This is a genomic window from Kitasatospora purpeofusca, from assembly GCF_036010405.1.
GTDB classification, from domain to species: Bacteria; Actinomycetota; Actinomycetes; order Streptomycetales; family Streptomycetaceae; genus Kitasatospora; species Kitasatospora purpeofusca.
In genome coordinates this window covers 3,875,468-3,888,995 of record NZ_CP108561.1, presented here as the reverse complement: position 1 = coordinate 3,888,995, position 13,528 = coordinate 3,875,468, and the positions used below count along the sequence as shown (strand labels likewise).

Genomic DNA, 13,528 nt, shown 5'->3' with positions numbered 1-13,528 from the left:
ATCCGTCCGCCGCACCGACTCCGGCCGTCCGTGCCCCGACCGCAACGGGGCACGGCCGGCCGGCTCCAATTCCCCTGTTGTCACTCTCTGTTACGGCGATGGATCGGCCCGTCCGCCGGGCATCCGGTATCGTCGCTGGTTGGCCGATCGGCGGACGGAGCGAGAAGTGACAGCGGTGCAAGACGAGCGCGGCGCGGTGGACACCCCACCCGACCTGACGCCCGCCCCCCTGTCGGACCGGCTGCGCACGGCCCTCGGAGCGCCCGTCCGGGCCCTGCGCGAGGCCCCGCGCCGCCCGCTGACGACCGTCTCCCTGCTCGCGCTGGTCTCCCTGCTCGGTTACGCGGTGGTGCGGCACTTCGCCCACACCTCGATGGTCGACATGATCGTCTACCGGGCCGAGGGCGCCGCCGTCGTCAACGGCGGGGACCTCTACGGCCTGCGCGTCACCCAGTGGAACCTGCCCGCCACCTACCCGCCGTTCGCCGCGATGCTGTTCGTGCCGACGACCTGGTTCCCGGTGCCGTTCCTGCGGGTCGCGATCACGCTCTGCAACCTCGGACTGCTCGCGCTGTTCGCCCACCTGTCGTTCAAGCTGGTCGGCTGGCCGCGCCGGGACCTCCGCGCGATCGGCGTGATCCTGGTCACCGGCGCCGGTGTCTGGCTGGAGCCCGTCTACACCACGCTGCGCTACGGCCAGATCAACCTCGCCCTGGCCTGCCTCATCCTCTGGGACCTCACCCGGCCCGACGGCAAGCGCAGCAAGGGCGTCGCGATCGGCATCGCCGCCGGCATCAAGCTCACCCCCGGCCTGTTCGCGGTCTACCTGCTGCTCACCGGCCGGGTCCGGGCCGCGTTCGTGGCCGGCGCCACCTTCCTCGGCACCTTCCTGCTCGGCGCGCTCGTCCTGCCCGACGCCACCTGGGGCTTCTGGACCAAGTACCTCTACGACTCCTCGCGGGTCGGCAAGACCGAGATCGTCGACAACCAGGCGCTCAGCGGCGCCGTCGCCCGGCTGCTGCACACCCCGGCACCGGGCCTCACCGGCACCCTGGCGGCCGTCGCCGTCGCGGCGGCCGGCCTCGGCGTCGCCGCCTGGGCCGCCCGCAGCTCGCGGTGGCTGGCGCGCTCCGAGGCGTGGGGCGTCTGCTGCGCCGCCGTGACGGCCGTCCTGATCTCGCCGATCAGCTGGACCCACCACTGGGTCTGGTGCGTGCCCCTGCTGGTGCTGCTTGCCTCCGAGGCGGCGGTCGAACGGGCCCGCCCGGCCGCCGTCCGCAAGCTGCGCTGGCGGCTCGCCTTCGGGGCCACGCTGATCGCCTTCCTGTCGTTCGCGATGTGGCTCGCCAAGCCGAAGGGCGCGCTGGTGCTGGAGCTCTCGCCGCTCCACCAGATCCCGACCTCGGTCTACCCGCTCGTCGGGATCTGCTTCCTGCTGGCCGCCGCGCTACGCGTCCGGGCCCGGCGCCCGGCGGCCGGGGCGGCGCAGACCGCGCTGCCCGGTCAGCGCGACGCCGGTTCGTCGGAGTCCGCGCGCGAGCGTCAGCAGGCCCCCGCGGCCCGCTGACTCGGCCCGGTCGCCGGGGAGGGGCGGACGGCTGCCGGTGAGGGCCGGGCGGGCGTCGGTGGGGTCCCGCCGGTCCCGTCGGTCAGGCCGGTCCCGTCGGTCCGGCCGGTCCGCTCGGCGGACCGGGACGCGACGCCTCACGCGAGAAGCTCGGCCAGCGAGCCGTCCATGTCCAGCGCGGCCAGCTCGCTGCCCGGCGGCACCAGCCGGTGCGCCCGCTCCAGCCAGGCGGCCACCACCGGCAGCGGCGCCTCCAGCAGCGCGTCCCCGGCCGGGGAGCTCAGCGCCATGCAGAGCACGCTGCGCCGCCCCGAGCGTGTGGGCCAGATCCGCACATCGCCCTGGCCGCAGGGCCGGAAGGTGCCCTCCACCAGCAGCTCGCGGGCGAACACCCAGGTGACCGGCGAGCCGGTGTCCAGGTGGAACGTGATGTGCACGGCGTACGGGTCGTGGCTGCCGTAGGACAGCCGGGCGGGGACGGGGACGCTGTGCTCGGGGGAGAGCACCAGGTTGAGCTCCAGCTCGTGCTCGACCACGCTCGTCGGGCGCTCCATGATCGGGTTCCTCTCTGCCTGCGGTTCGTGCCCGCTGTCGGGCCCTTGCACCTGGGAGAGCGCGGCCCGGGAGCGCTCTTACACGGGTTTCCGGAATTTCTTCGGTCCGGGACGCGCCGACGGGTGCGTGGGTGGATGCCGGGGTGGGCGCCGGGGTGGACCGGTGTGGGACTCCTGGGGGACTCCGTGGCAGGTCCGTGGCCGGGGGTACCCGGAGTGGTGAAGGGTGAAGGGCGGGCGCACGGTAGGGCATGTGCGCCGTATTCCTTACCGTGGGCGGCCCCGGGCTGTCCCCCGAATGGGCAACTTCGCACCGCGCCCCCGCCGAGGCACTACGCTTTGTGACTGCCCGGCGACTGTCCGCCTTTTCGGCGGTACCCCCCTCGCGCGCGCCGACGGCGGAGCCATCCGGGTCGCCCGTGCCACCGTCGCGCACACCCCGCTCGCCGGGCGAGCCGCATCGGCCCTGCCAGGAAAGAGACCCCCATGACGGACCGGCCCCACGCCGGCGGCAGCACGGAGACGGCGGCCGGCCCCGCGCCGGGCTACTACCCCGACCCGTCCGTTCCCGGTTTCGTCCGCTACTGGGGCGGCTCGGCCTGGGTGCCCGGCACCAGCAGGGCCGCTCCGGCCGAGGGAGAGGTGTTGCAGCCGCCCCGGTACGCGACCCGCCGCCCCGCGGCGCCGGGCGCCGGCGCGGGGGCCCGGTACGTGCCGCCGCCGGTGGTCGCCGAGCCGGTGCCCGTGTCGACGCCGGTGCCCGTGTCCGTGCCGGTGCCGGAACCGGCGTCCGGCGGGGACACCGGGCCGGTGTACCTGGACCGGACGGCGGGCGGGGCGTCGTTCACCTTCACGGCCCCGGACAACGGCCCGGTGTTCCGCCGCGGCGGGGAGCCGGTGGTGGTCGACGGGACCGCCGGACCGGCGCCCGACCCCGTGCTGGAGGCACCGGCCCGAGTGGCACCGGAGCCGGCCGGCTGGCAGGCGGACCCCCGGGCGCAGCGCGGTCTGATGGAGACGGGGAGCGCGCCGCGGTGGGTCTCCTGGGGGGTGCTCCCCGGGGCGGAGGAGCCGTCCGGCGCGGTGTCCGCCGAGGCGCCCGCCGCGGTCGAGCTGTCCGTGCCGCCCGCTGTGCCGCTCGTCGCGTCGCCCTCCGTACCGCTCGCCGTACCGCTCGCCGCGTCGGCGTCGCCCGGCGCCCCCGACCCGGACGAGCCGCGTTCCGTCCCGGGGCCGAGGGTCTCCGCCCCGGCGGCGTCCGCCGTCGTGGAGCTCCCGGCGCGGCCGGAGCCGGAGGTGGCGCCGGTGGAGGTGGCGGTGGCTGACGCGGTGGAGGCGGTCGAGCCGCCCCCGGCCGCCGCCGTTCCCGCCCGCCGCCAGGCTGGCGCTGCCGGCGGCGTTGCTGCCACGGTGCCTGCCCGGGCGTCGTCCCCCGCCCCCCGCCGCCGCACCTCGGCGGCGCCGGTGCTCCGCCCCGCCGGCCTCGGCCGCCGGCTCCTCGCCAGGCTGGTCGACACCGCCGTCCTGGCCGTGGTCGCCGTCGCCGCCGGAGTCCCGCTCGGCCGCTCCGTCGAGTCCCACCTCCAGCGCAAGCTCGACCAGGCCCGGATGGCCAGCAGCCTCACCCACCGTCAGACGGACGTCTGGCTGGTGGACGGCACGGTGCTCGGCAAGGTCGCCGTCCTGCTCGGCATCCTGCTCTTCGTCGGCCTGCTCTACGAGGCCCTGCCGACCGCCCGCACCGGCCAGACCTTCGGCAAGCGGCTCGCCCGGATCCGGGTGGTCGCCACGGCCCGGGCGGGCTCGGCCGCCGCCCCGGACCGTCCCGGGCTCGGCCGTTCCCTGGTCCGCTGGCTGGTCGGGCAGGTGTCGGCGCTGCTGGTGGTCGGCCTGCTCTGGCCACTGTTCGACCGCCCGGCCCGGCGCGGCTGGAACGACCGGGCGGCCCGCACCCGGGTCGTCCGGCTCTGAGCCCCGCCCCGTACCGGGCCTGTTCCGCCCCCGTCCCTGCCGCCGTCCCGCCCGTGTCCCGCCCCGCCGTCCCGTCCCGCAGGCCGCCCGTCCCCCGCTCCGGTGGCCTCGGTCGACAAAACGGACTGAATATCCCAAATCCATAGAATGCGTGATGTTCTACTCGGGGAATGAGTACCTACGACCCCTCAGGCCCCGAGCCGGAGGGGGGCGGCAAGCCCTCCTTCGGCAAGCAGCCCCCGCAGCAGGGCGGCGGCACGCCGGAAGGTGCGCCGTCGGACCCGGACGGCACCCCGCCACCCCCCGGTGGCCCCGGAGCCGGCGGCCCCGGCGCGTACGGCGGCACCTACGGTGGAGCCCCCGGCGGCCAGGGCCCCTACGGCCAGTCGCCCTACGACCAGCCGCCGCCCGGCCAGGGCCCCGCCGGATACGGCACGCCCGGCGGCGGCCCCGTCCCCGGGATGCCCCCGCTCGGCACCTGGCCCAACCGCATCCTCGCCCGGCTGATCGACTACCTGCTGGTCCAGGCCGTCGCCGTGATCCTGGTCCTGCCCTTCGCCAGCCTCACCGACCGCTCCGGTTCGGCCGGCTCGTTCTGGCTCGCCTGCGGGCTCTGGCTCGTCTACGAGGGAGTGATGCTCGGCCGGGACGGCCAGACCCTCGGCAAGAAGGCCATGAAGGTCCGGGTCGCCATGCTGGTCGACGGCAACACCCCGACCCAGTCGGCCGCCTGGACCAGGTCGGCGGTCTTCATCCTGCCCGCCGTGATCTGCTGCGCCGTCCTCTGGTGGCTGATCGACGGCCTGTTCGGCGTGTTCGACAAGCCGTACCGGCAGTGCATCCACGACAAGGCCGCGAAGACCGTGGTGGTCTCCACGACCTGAACCGGTCTCCTATTCGTGCCCGCCGACCGGCGTGCGGTGGTCCGCGCGCCGGTCGGCCGCGTGCGGGGCGGGCGCTGCGAGCACCGTCACCAGAGTGCCCAGCGCGAGCGCGAACAGCACCACCGCGGCGACCCCCAGCACACCCGAGACACCGGTGGCTGCCAGCAGGGCGACCGTGGCGGCGACCACGGTGAAGACACCGAGAGCGAACTGCGCGGTGGTCGGGCGGTGCGACATGGCGGAGTCCTTCGCGCGTCGGGGGGAACGGCGGGCCGTCGCCGGGGCGGACGCCGGCCGCCCGGGTGCCGCCCGGGCCGCGGTGGGGAAACCGTGCGGGGGAAGGGCGTTCGGCGCGTTCCGGCGGTCGTCCGCGGCATTCCCGTCCAGGCTAGCCCGGCGCGCCCGGGGCACGGGGGGCGCACGGGCTCACGGAACCGCCCCCGAGCCCGTCCGCCCCGCTCGGTACCGTGGGCCCGACCGCACCACCGCACCACGCACCAGGGGGAACCGCCGTGCCCATCCCCGCCGACTGGCCCACCACCGAGGCCGAGGCGCTCGCCGAACAGGAACGCCTGCGCCCGCTCGTCGACCCGACCGGGACGATCGGCGCCGGTGCGGCCCTTTCCTCCCCGGCCGGCGACGACCGACTGATCGCCGGCGTCGACGTCGCCTACGACGACGAACGGGACCTCGTCGTCGCGGCTGCCGTGGTGCTCGACCGCGCCACCCTCGCCGTCGTCGAAGAGGCCACCGCCACCGGGCACATCGCCTTCCCCTACATCCCCGGCCTGCTCGCCTTCCGCGAGATCCCCGCCGTGCTCGACGCCCTCGACGCCCTCGACCACCGCCCCGGCACCGTCGTCTGCGACGGCTACGGCCTCGCCCACCCCCGCCGCCTCGGCCTCGCCAGCCACCTCGGTGTCCTCACCGGCCTGCGCACCCTCGGCGTCGCCAAGACCCCGTTCACCTTCGACCACCTGCCGCCCGGCCCCGAGCGCGGTGATCGGACCCCGCTCACCGACCCGGCCAGCGGAGAAGAGGTCGGCAGCGCCGTTCGCACCCGGGCCGGGGTCAAACCCGTCTTCGTCTCGGTCGGGCACCGCATCGGCCTCGCCGAAGCCGTCGAGACCACCCTCGCCCTCGCCCCCCACTACCGCCTCCCCGAAACCACCCGGCACGCCGACTCGCTCTGCCGCCGAGCCCTCACTGCCCTCACTGCCCTCACCGCCGCCACCGGCGCTGTACCGGACGTGAACTGACGGCACGCCAGGGGCCCGGATCGTGTGTTAGACATGACCGGATCACCAGAACCGTGAACGACACACCGGCCGGACGCACGGGGGAGGCGCCGCAGTGGCAACGGGAAGCGGGACGGGGAACGGAACAGGATCGACCGGCGGGTCCGGCCGCGGCTACCGCGTCGAGGTCGAACAACTGCGCGCCTTCGCCGCCCAGGTACGGCTGCTCCTGGCCGAGTTCCAGCACCACGCGGACGGCACCGCAACCCACGGTCGCAGCGGCATCGGCCCCAAGGCCCTAGGCACCTTCGCCGAGGCCACCGACCTGCACAGCCGCTACCAGACCATGCGCGACGGCCTGCGCGACGTCCTCGACCAGCTCCAGGAAGCCGTCGACGAGGCCCAGAAGAAGGCCGAACTCACCGCGACCAACTACGAGGAACAGGAACACCGCACCAAAACCAAACTGAAACTCGGCGACGACGGCTGGTCCGTCGCCAACCCCTCCGCCACCAGCGCAGCCGCCTACACCCGGACCACCGCCCCGGCCCGGCACGACGACGGGAAGGGCGTCCGATGAAGTACACCGACTTCCGGCAGTTCAGCCACGCCGAACTCCGCGCCATGGTCCAGGCCCTCAACCCCGGCGAGGTGATGGCCGCCGCCGACCCCTGGCGCCGCGCCGCCGACACCCTCAAGGCCATCCGCACGACCCTCACCCGCGCCAGCACCGAGGCCGCCACCACCTGGGAAGGCAGCACCAGCGACGCCTTCCACACCCGCATGCTCCACCTCGCCACCACCATCAACACCGCCGCCTCCTACGCCAACGACGCGGCCATCACCCTCAAGGCGGTCTCCGAGGCCATCGCCGAGGCCAAACGCAACATGCCCGAGGAGCCCAGCGGCTGGGCCCAGTTCAAGGACGGCGTCGGCGACACCTTCTCCTCCCTCTTCGGCGCCGACGACGAGGACGCCCGCACGGACATCGCCAACCAGAAGAAGGCCGAAGCCGCCACCGTCCTCCAGACCCTCGCCATGCACTACCGCACCGCCGCCCCGATGCTGAAGCCACCTCCACCGCCGGGGCAGCCGCCGAAGCCGGGATCCACGAATCCGATCGACGACTTCACAGAGATCTCACCGGACGATTCGGGTGCGAGCGGCTACGCCGCGGTGGGTGGACTCCTCGGAAGTGCCGGCGCCGGCACGGGGACGGGGCCTGTGACCCGTGCGGGAGGATCGGGGGTGGCTGATCCGCGATTCTCAGGGGGAGGGCGATCGACCCCGAGTGAGAGTGGCCCCTCGCTGACCAAGACGCCGCCCGCCCCCACGGACCCTGGTGTCAAGGGTGGAGTCGCTGTGCCACCGGGCAAGGCCGCATCCGGGCGGTACGGCGCAGGGGCCGTCGTGGACGGCACGGTGCCTGCTCCGACGCCTTCACCGGCGTCTGGTGGGCAGTCATCGCCCGGGCCGAGCGGCACATCGATCCTTGGTACTCCAGGCAACAGCGGGAATCAACTGCCGAGCAGCCCCGCCCCGCAGTCGACCCTGTCGCCTCATGGCGGTGGGCTGGGTGGTCCACATCCCACGGGTGTGCCGCAGCCTTTCACTCCGACGGGGAAGCAGGGCGCCGGTGCCGGGGCGGAGCGGTCGGGCGGTCCGGCCGCACGGGCGAGTCGGGGAGGCGAGCCAGGGCGGACCGCCTTCGGCCGCAGTGGCGCCCTTTTTGGGGCCGAGGGCATGCCGTTGGTCACCGGGGGCGGCTCCGTCCCCGGTGGTTCCACCAGAGGACGGGGACCGGCCGGTGTCGGTGCCGGCCACGGGGGCGGCCCGGTAGCCGGTGTCGGTGACCGGTCGGGTCGGAGCGTCGGTGGCAAGCAGGCTTTCACTGAGGGTGGTTCGGGGGTGGGCGCACGCGCACGGACGCGGCCGGAGACCGGCGCGGCGGGCCCGATGACGCAGTCACCCATGGTCCCGTTGGGGGCTGCCGGGCGGCGGAGGCAGGACGACGAGGGGCGGAAGCGTCCCGACTATCTGGTCGAGGACGAGGAAACCTGGGCGTCGGACGAACCCGTCAATCCGAACGTGGTGGAATGACGGCCGGCCCTAGGGTTCGGGTGAATCGGTCGGTTGTCCCGTGGCTGCTCGGGCCGCTGGGCAGCCTCTGCGCTGAGTGGAGTGGCAGGGCTTGAAAGGCTGGCAGCTGAGTCGCGGAGCGGTCGTGTTGCTGGCGGGCGGACTGTTGGCGACCACCGCTGTACCGGCGTCGCGCGCCGATAGTGTGCGCGACGCGCAGTGGCCGCTGGCCGCCTACCGGGCCGAGTCCGCGATCTGGCCTGTCTCCCAGGGGGACGGTGTCACAGTGGCCGTCGTCGACACCGGCGTGCTGAAGGACCACCAGGATCTGACGGGGCAGGTACTGGCCGGAGCGGACTTCACCGGCGAGAGCACCGATGGCTCGGTGGACACCGACGGCCACGGCACCGGCATGGCGAGCCTCATCGCAGGCCACGGCCATGGGGCGGGGGCAGGCATCATGGGCCTGGCTCCCAAGGCCAAGATCCTTCCGATCCGGATCACCCTCGGAGAGAATCCGCCTTCGGGACGGTCGGAGATTGCCAAGGCCATCCGCTATGCCGTCGACCATGGTGCGAATGTCGTCAACATGTCGATCGGTGGACCCGTCGGCACCGATTCCGAGGAACGCGCAGCGGTCAAGTATGCGGTCGCCAAGGACGTGGTCATGGTGGCAGGAACGGGGAATGAGACGAGCTCCGTCGGTTACCCGGCGGCATTCCCCGGAGTTGTCGCGGTCGGGGCCGTCGACCGGAACGGCCAGCTCTGGAGCAAGTCCAATGTCGGCCCCGAGACCACTCTGGTGGCGCCCGGTGCCGACATCCCCCGGGCGAGTGCCAAGTCGACGAGCGGGCAGGGCATCGCCAACGGGACCTCCGATGCCACCGCCTACGTCTCCGCCACCGCCGCACTGATCCGCGCGAAGTACCCCCAGCTCTCCGCCGGGCAGGTCATCAACCGGATGATCAAGTCCGCCTCGGCACCCGGGGACGGTTCGGCCGTCCCCAGCAACCGCTACGGCTACGGGGTGTTGGCGCCGGCGAAGGCGTTGGAGGCGAATCCGGCGGTGGACAGCGGCCCGCGGGAGAATCCGCTGCTGGGCCGGGCGGAGTCGCAGGGCACGGTGCCGCCGCCGACCGAGGAGGCGTGGGAGTCGCCGGAGGCCGCGGCGCCGGTGGCGGACGGGGGGAACCGCGGGGTGCGGTGGGTGGCGGTCGGGGCCGCGGGGGTCGCCGGTGTCGTGGCGGTGGGGGGTGTGGTGGCGGTGCTGGTGGTGCGCGGGCGGCGTCGGCGGGAGCGGGCGGCCGCGGCGGCGTACCAGGGGTATCCGCCGCCGCGGCAGGGGTGAGCGCTACTCGGCGACGGCGATCTGCTCGCGGTGGCGGGCGGCCGGGCCGGTGAGTTGGTCGGTGACGGCGGTGGCGAGGTCGGCCTGGGCGATCCGTTCGCCGAGGACCTGGGGGCCGCCCACGCGGTAGTGGCCGGTGCCGGGGGCGGTGCGGTCGAGGTCGAGGGGCGGGGTGACGACGACCCAGTCGAGGGTGGCGGGGGAGTCGCGGAGCAGGTCGAGGGCGGCGGCGTGGCCGAGGGAGAAGGCGCGGTGGGCCTCCGGGAAGGCGGGGTCGTCGTGGACGGCGACGCCGGGGGCGGTCTCCAGGGTGGTGGCGATGCCGACGTGGACGAGGCGCCGGACGCCCGCGGTGGCGAGGCCGGCGATCAGGGCGCGGGTGGCGGCGGGGTAGAAGTCGCCGGCGGGGACGTCGGGCGTGTAGACGGTGCTGACGGCGGCGGCGTGGCCCCGGGCGGCGGTGGCGACGGCGGCGGGGTCGGTGATGTCGCAGGGGACCAGGGTGATTCCGGGGCCGGCCAGGTCGGGGTGCCGTTCGGGGGCGCGGACGGCGGCGGTGACGGTCAGTCCGCGGCGTCGCGCCTCTGCGACGACGGCGCGGCCGACCTGGCCGCCGGCGCCGAAGACGACGAGGTCGGTGGTGGTGGCGGGGGTGCGGTTCATGGCGGTCTCCGTCGGTGGGTCGGGGCGGGGCCGAGGGGGCCGTCCGCCGTCGCGGTGACGGTAGACCGGGGGGTGCCGGTTACTTCAACGGTACCGGCGGGGACCTCTGTTCGGTTACGGTCGGGGGATGACTCGGACCGTGCCCGCGCCGCTGCCACCGGACCTCTTCGACCCGGACTGCCCCGTTCCGACGGTCCCGGTGCTGGGCGGGAAGAAGTGGGCCTGGCGGATCCTGCGCTGTCTGGAGGGCGGCCCGCGCCGGTTCTCGGAGCTGCGGGTGCCGCTGCTCGGGATCACGGCGAAGGTGCTGACCGAGTCGCTGCGGTCGATGGAGCAGGACGGCGTGCTGGAGCGGACGGAGTTCGCGGAGAACCCGCCGCGGGTCGAGTACGCGCTGACGCCGCTCGGGCGGACGCTGCTGGGACCGATGGACGCGCTGTGCGACTGGAGCCGGGCGAATCTGGCGGAGCTGCTCGCCGCCCGGGAGGCCTCCGAGCTCGCGGAGCGGTAGGGCAGGCTGGCAGGATTTCGGTGGCCGCTGGCGCTGACGCCGCTGGTGGGAGCGGTCGGGGCGCGGTCATGCTGGGCGCATGACCAATTCCGAGCGCACCTCGCCCGAGCCCGTCCTCACCTCGGACCCGATCGTCCCCGACGCCAAGGACTGGACCTGGGTGCTGGAGCAGCCCTGCGCCGACTGCGGGCTGGACGCCGGCGCCGTGGTGCGGGAGGACGTGGCCGGGATGGTCCGGGCGAACGCGGCCGGCTGGACGGCGGTGCTGGGCGGCGACCTGGAGACGCTGCGCCGTCGTCCGCGTCCGGAGATCTGGTCGGACCTCGAATACGCGTGCCACGTCCGCGATGTCTTCCGGCTGTTCCGCGTCCGGCTGGACCTGACGCTGGACCAGGACGACCCGCTGTTCGCGAACTGGGACCAGGACGCGACGGCGGTCGCCGAGCGCTACGGCGAGCAGCGGCCGGCCGTGGTGGCGGTGGAACTGGCGGAGGCCGCGGAGGCGCTGGCGGCGGCGTTCGAGGGGGTGGCGGGCGCGCGGTGGGCGCGGACCGGCAACCGCTCCGACGGGGCGCGGTTCACGGTCGAGTCGTTCGCCCGCTACCTGATCCACGACCCGGTCCACCACCTGTACGACGTGACGGGCGAGCGGGTCTGAGCGCGGGAGCCGGTGTGCGGGCCGGCGTGCGGGCCCGGACGGGCCGCTGCGGGCCGGGTCGGGCCCGGGCGGCGGCTCACCAGCCGGAGGCCTCACGCAGCATGGTGCGGCGGAGCCGCCCGGCCACGCTGGCGGTGTCGGTGCCGATGACGTCGGCGATCTCGGGCGCGGCGAGACCGACGACGTAGTGCAGGATCGCGAGGTCGTCGTCGGCGGCGTGGCCGGGACGGTCCTGGGCGGTGGGGCGGCCGGAGGGCAGGCCGCTCTGCCGGGTGTGCTCGTCGACGGTGGCGCGCAGGATCTGCCAGGCGTGCGCGGTGGGATTCGAGCTCCCCAGTAATTCGCGCCACTGGACCGCGATTTCGGCGAAGGCCTGTTGGACGGCGCCGGTCGCCCGGTCCGGGTCGGGCAGCCAGACCCGGGCGTAGCTGAGGTACCGCGGCCGGTGCAGTTCGCAGAATGCCGCGAACTCCAGCGGTACGGCGGGTGGTTCGCCGGGCCCCGGGGGTGGCTCGGCGGTGCTGTCGTGGCGTTGGGTCATCTCGGCTTCTCGGCAAGTGAGATGGGCATCTGACGGTCGATCATCTGTGCTCACTCTACGGTAGGCGCTCGGTGCGCTGGGTTACCAATCGGATGGAATGCCCGGAAGGAGTCGCCGTGCGGCCGGTTCCGGCGGTGGCCGGACGGGGTCCGGCGTGCGGTGCGGCGGTGGCGGAGGGGCGTGGAGTGCTGCGCAGTGGTGTCAGAGGCTGGGGTGCGGTGCTTCGCGGCCGGTCAGCGGGGTGGCACGGCCGTGGTGGCGGATCGGTCGGTGCGCCACCGCGGGGGGTGTGATGTGCCACCGTAAGCGGTTCGGCGGTTCCCGTCCACGCCTGCGGCGCGAAGCCGCGCCCGCACCACCGGTCGCACTACCGCTCGCGCGCTGGGTGGGCCGGGCCGGGCTGCGGCGATGACGCGGGCAGCGGCCTGGCGGCGCGGTTCGGGAGGGGGTGGGGCGGTGGGCCGGCCCCGTCGCACGCGTCCCGCGTGCCCGGCCCTTCGTCGGCGTATCGCCGTGTACGAGCAGAGAGTTGACGAACTGTCAGGTTGTGTTGCGGGTCTTGGTCGGAGCGGTCAGGTCGTCCGGGGCGGTGCCCCGGGCGAGTTGGGCGGGGAAGGCTTCCGTGGCCCGGCGGCGGGCGCGTCGCGCGGCCGCCGCAGCCGCGGCCCCAGCGGTGCGGGCCACTTCCTCGGCCACGGCCAGCCGTTCCCGTTCGTGCTCCCGGCCCCGGAGGTCCTCGGGGCGGATGCCGGCCGTGCCGTGGTCCGAGGTCCCGCGTCCCGCCGCGCTGCCGTCCGGCAGGTCCGCGGCCGGTGCGTCGCGGTCCGGACGGTCCGGCGCACCTCGGTCGGTGGCCGTACGGTCCGGAGCCGTGCAGTCCGGAGCGGTACGGTCCGGAGCCGCGCCGTCCCGGGCGGCGGGCCCCGGGGCGGGATGCTCCGCGGCTTCGCGGCCAGGGTCCTCCCGGAGCTCGCGCAGCTCGTGCGCGGTGTCCTCGGCGGCCTCGTGCGCGGCCCTGGCGGCCGTGCGCAGGCGGGCCGCGTCGGAGGCCCCTCGGACCCGCCCGGGGGCGGTGCGCGCCGCTTGCTCCTCGGCTGCCTGTCTAGCCGCCAGGTAGGCCTGGACGGCCGCCATTCCGTAGACGGGCTGGATCAGTTGATGGCCCTTGAAGAAGGGGCGGGCGGGCGCGAATCCGGCGGCGACCACGAGGTCGCGGATCTCGGCTATCTCCGCTTCGCTGCGCGCGGTGAAGCGGACCTCCCAGCCCTTCTTGTAAGTATGGCCCTGTGCGCCGCCGCGGCGGGCCGGGTCCGGCCGGCGGACGTATCCGGGCAGGCGTCCGAGGCGGAGCTGGGCCGCGCGGAGGCCGGCGGTCTCGTCACGTGACATGTACTAAGGGTAGGCAATCCGGCGGGCTGGAGTGACGCCCGGAGGTGACTTTGCCGTATGTGCTTGGTCACGGACGGTCAGACGGCCTGGTGGTCGATCGAGAGTGATCGAGTATGACAAGACGA

Annotated in this window: 14 protein-coding genes; 9 read left to right on the top strand and 5 right to left on the bottom strand. The window is 74.5% G+C overall.

The annotated features are described in order from the left end of the window. Window positions 1-166: 166 nt before the first annotated feature. Window positions 167-1,567 carry a glycosyltransferase 87 family protein gene (locus OG715_RS17070; RefSeq protein WP_266269652.1) on the top strand — a complete coding sequence of 467 codons (1,401 nt, stop codon included), beginning with the start codon at window positions 167-169 and terminating at the stop codon, window positions 1,565-1,567. A 137-nt stretch (window positions 1,568-1,704) separates the two neighbouring features. Here the strand turns inward: OG715_RS17070 and OG715_RS17065 are convergent, their stop codons facing one another. Beyond that, window positions 1,705-2,121: an SsgA family sporulation/cell division regulator gene (locus OG715_RS17065; RefSeq protein ID WP_266269651.1), complete on the bottom strand. Its 417-nt coding sequence runs from the start codon at window positions 2,119-2,121 to the stop codon at window positions 1,705-1,707. Window positions 2,122-2,607: 486 nt separating this feature from the next. On the opposite strand from OG715_RS17065, the gene OG715_RS17060 reads away from it, so the two are divergent. Continuing rightward, on the top strand, window positions 2,608-4,092 hold the full coding sequence (locus tag OG715_RS17060) for an RDD family protein (RefSeq protein ID WP_266269650.1): 1,485 nt from the start codon (window positions 2,608-2,610) through the stop codon (window positions 4,090-4,092). A 170-nt stretch (window positions 4,093-4,262) separates the two neighbouring features. Next, on the top strand, window positions 4,263-4,976 hold the full coding sequence (locus tag OG715_RS17055) for an RDD family protein (RefSeq protein ID WP_266269649.1): 714 nt from the start codon (window positions 4,263-4,265) through the stop codon (window positions 4,974-4,976). 9 nt (window positions 4,977-4,985) lie between these two features. Here the strand turns inward: OG715_RS17055 and OG715_RS17050 are convergent, their stop codons facing one another. Beyond that, entirely contained in the window at window positions 4,986-5,213 is a 228-nt protein-coding gene (locus tag OG715_RS17050; protein ID WP_266269648.1) for a hypothetical protein, read from the bottom strand. 275 nt (window positions 5,214-5,488) lie between these two features. On the opposite strand from OG715_RS17050, the gene OG715_RS17045 reads away from it, so the two are divergent. From OG715_RS17045 to mycP, 4 genes are all read left to right on the top strand, one after another. After that, window positions 5,489-6,235 (top strand): endonuclease V, encoded by a 747-nt coding sequence (locus OG715_RS17045; protein WP_266269647.1) that lies wholly within the window; start codon window positions 5,489-5,491, stop codon window positions 6,233-6,235. Window positions 6,236-6,329: 94 nt separating this feature from the next. After that, complete coding sequence (locus OG715_RS17040) at window positions 6,330-6,794, top strand: hypothetical protein (RefSeq protein ID WP_266269645.1); 465 nt, start codon at window positions 6,330-6,332, stop codon at window positions 6,792-6,794. Then, window positions 6,791-8,314, top strand: coding sequence for a WXG100-like domain-containing protein (locus OG715_RS17035; RefSeq protein ID WP_266269644.1), 1,524 nt, complete (start codon window positions 6,791-6,793; stop codon window positions 8,312-8,314). Before OG715_RS17040 ends, OG715_RS17035 begins: the two co-directional genes overlap by 4 nt. A 91-nt stretch (window positions 8,315-8,405) precedes the next feature. Further along, on the top strand, window positions 8,406-9,641 hold the full coding sequence (gene mycP / locus OG715_RS17030) for a type VII secretion-associated serine protease mycosin (RefSeq protein WP_266269643.1): 1,236 nt from the start codon (window positions 8,406-8,408) through the stop codon (window positions 9,639-9,641). A gap of 3 nt (window positions 9,642-9,644) precedes the next feature. Here mycP and OG715_RS17025 read toward each other — a convergent pair whose 3' ends face one another. Further along, window positions 9,645-10,304 carry an NAD(P)-dependent oxidoreductase gene (locus OG715_RS17025; RefSeq protein ID WP_266269642.1) on the bottom strand — a complete coding sequence of 220 codons (660 nt, stop codon included), beginning with the start codon at window positions 10,302-10,304 and terminating at the stop codon, window positions 9,645-9,647. 127 nt (window positions 10,305-10,431) lie between these two features. Here OG715_RS17025 and OG715_RS17020 point away from each other — a divergent pair, with 127 nt between their 5' ends. Both OG715_RS17020 and OG715_RS17015 read left to right on the top strand, forming a co-directional pair. After that, window positions 10,432-10,815 (top strand): winged helix-turn-helix transcriptional regulator, encoded by a 384-nt coding sequence (locus OG715_RS17020; protein WP_266269641.1) that lies wholly within the window; start codon window positions 10,432-10,434, stop codon window positions 10,813-10,815. Between the two features lie 79 nt (window positions 10,816-10,894). Next, window positions 10,895-11,473 (top strand): DinB family protein, encoded by a 579-nt coding sequence (locus tag OG715_RS17015; RefSeq protein ID WP_266269640.1) that lies wholly within the window; start codon window positions 10,895-10,897, stop codon window positions 11,471-11,473. A gap of 76 nt (window positions 11,474-11,549) precedes the next feature. On the opposite strand, the gene OG715_RS17010 is transcribed toward OG715_RS17015, so the two are convergent. Both OG715_RS17010 and OG715_RS17005 read right to left on the bottom strand, forming a co-directional pair. Next, window positions 11,550-12,014 carry an RNA polymerase sigma factor gene (locus tag OG715_RS17010; RefSeq protein ID WP_266269639.1) on the bottom strand — a complete coding sequence of 155 codons (465 nt, stop codon included), beginning with the start codon at window positions 12,012-12,014 and terminating at the stop codon, window positions 11,550-11,552. A 540-nt stretch (window positions 12,015-12,554) separates the two neighbouring features. Next, complete coding sequence (locus tag OG715_RS17005; RefSeq protein WP_266269638.1) at window positions 12,555-13,403, bottom strand: hypothetical protein; 849 nt, start codon at window positions 13,401-13,403, stop codon at window positions 12,555-12,557. Window positions 13,404-13,528 lie beyond the last annotated feature (125 nt).

Coding starts and splice junctions, on each gene's coding strand:
- OG715_RS17060 (WP_266269650.1), top strand. CDS start 2,608: ATGACGGACCGGCCCCACGCCGGCGGCAGCACGGAGACGGCGGCCGGC.
- OG715_RS17020 (WP_266269641.1), top strand. CDS start 10,432: ATGACTCGGACCGTGCCCGCGCCGCTGCCACCGGACCTCTTCGACCCG.
- OG715_RS17015 (WP_266269640.1), top strand. CDS start 10,895: ATGACCAATTCCGAGCGCACCTCGCCCGAGCCCGTCCTCACCTCGGAC.
- OG715_RS17025 (WP_266269642.1), bottom strand. CDS start 10,304: ATGAACCGCACCCCCGCCACCACCACCGACCTCGTCGTCTTCGGCGCC.
- OG715_RS17010 (WP_266269639.1), bottom strand. CDS start 12,014: ATGACCCAACGCCACGACAGCACCGCCGAGCCACCCCCGGGGCCCGGC.
- OG715_RS17055 (WP_266269649.1), top strand. CDS start 4,263: ATGAGTACCTACGACCCCTCAGGCCCCGAGCCGGAGGGGGGCGGCAAG.
- OG715_RS17035 (WP_266269644.1), top strand. CDS start 6,791: ATGAAGTACACCGACTTCCGGCAGTTCAGCCACGCCGAACTCCGCGCC.
- OG715_RS17005 (WP_266269638.1), bottom strand. CDS start 13,403: ATGTCACGTGACGAGACCGCCGGCCTCCGCGCGGCCCAGCTCCGCCTC.
- OG715_RS17050 (WP_266269648.1), bottom strand. CDS start 5,213: ATGTCGCACCGCCCGACCACCGCGCAGTTCGCTCTCGGTGTCTTCACC.
- OG715_RS17065 (WP_266269651.1), bottom strand. CDS start 2,121: ATGGAGCGCCCGACGAGCGTGGTCGAGCACGAGCTGGAGCTCAACCTG.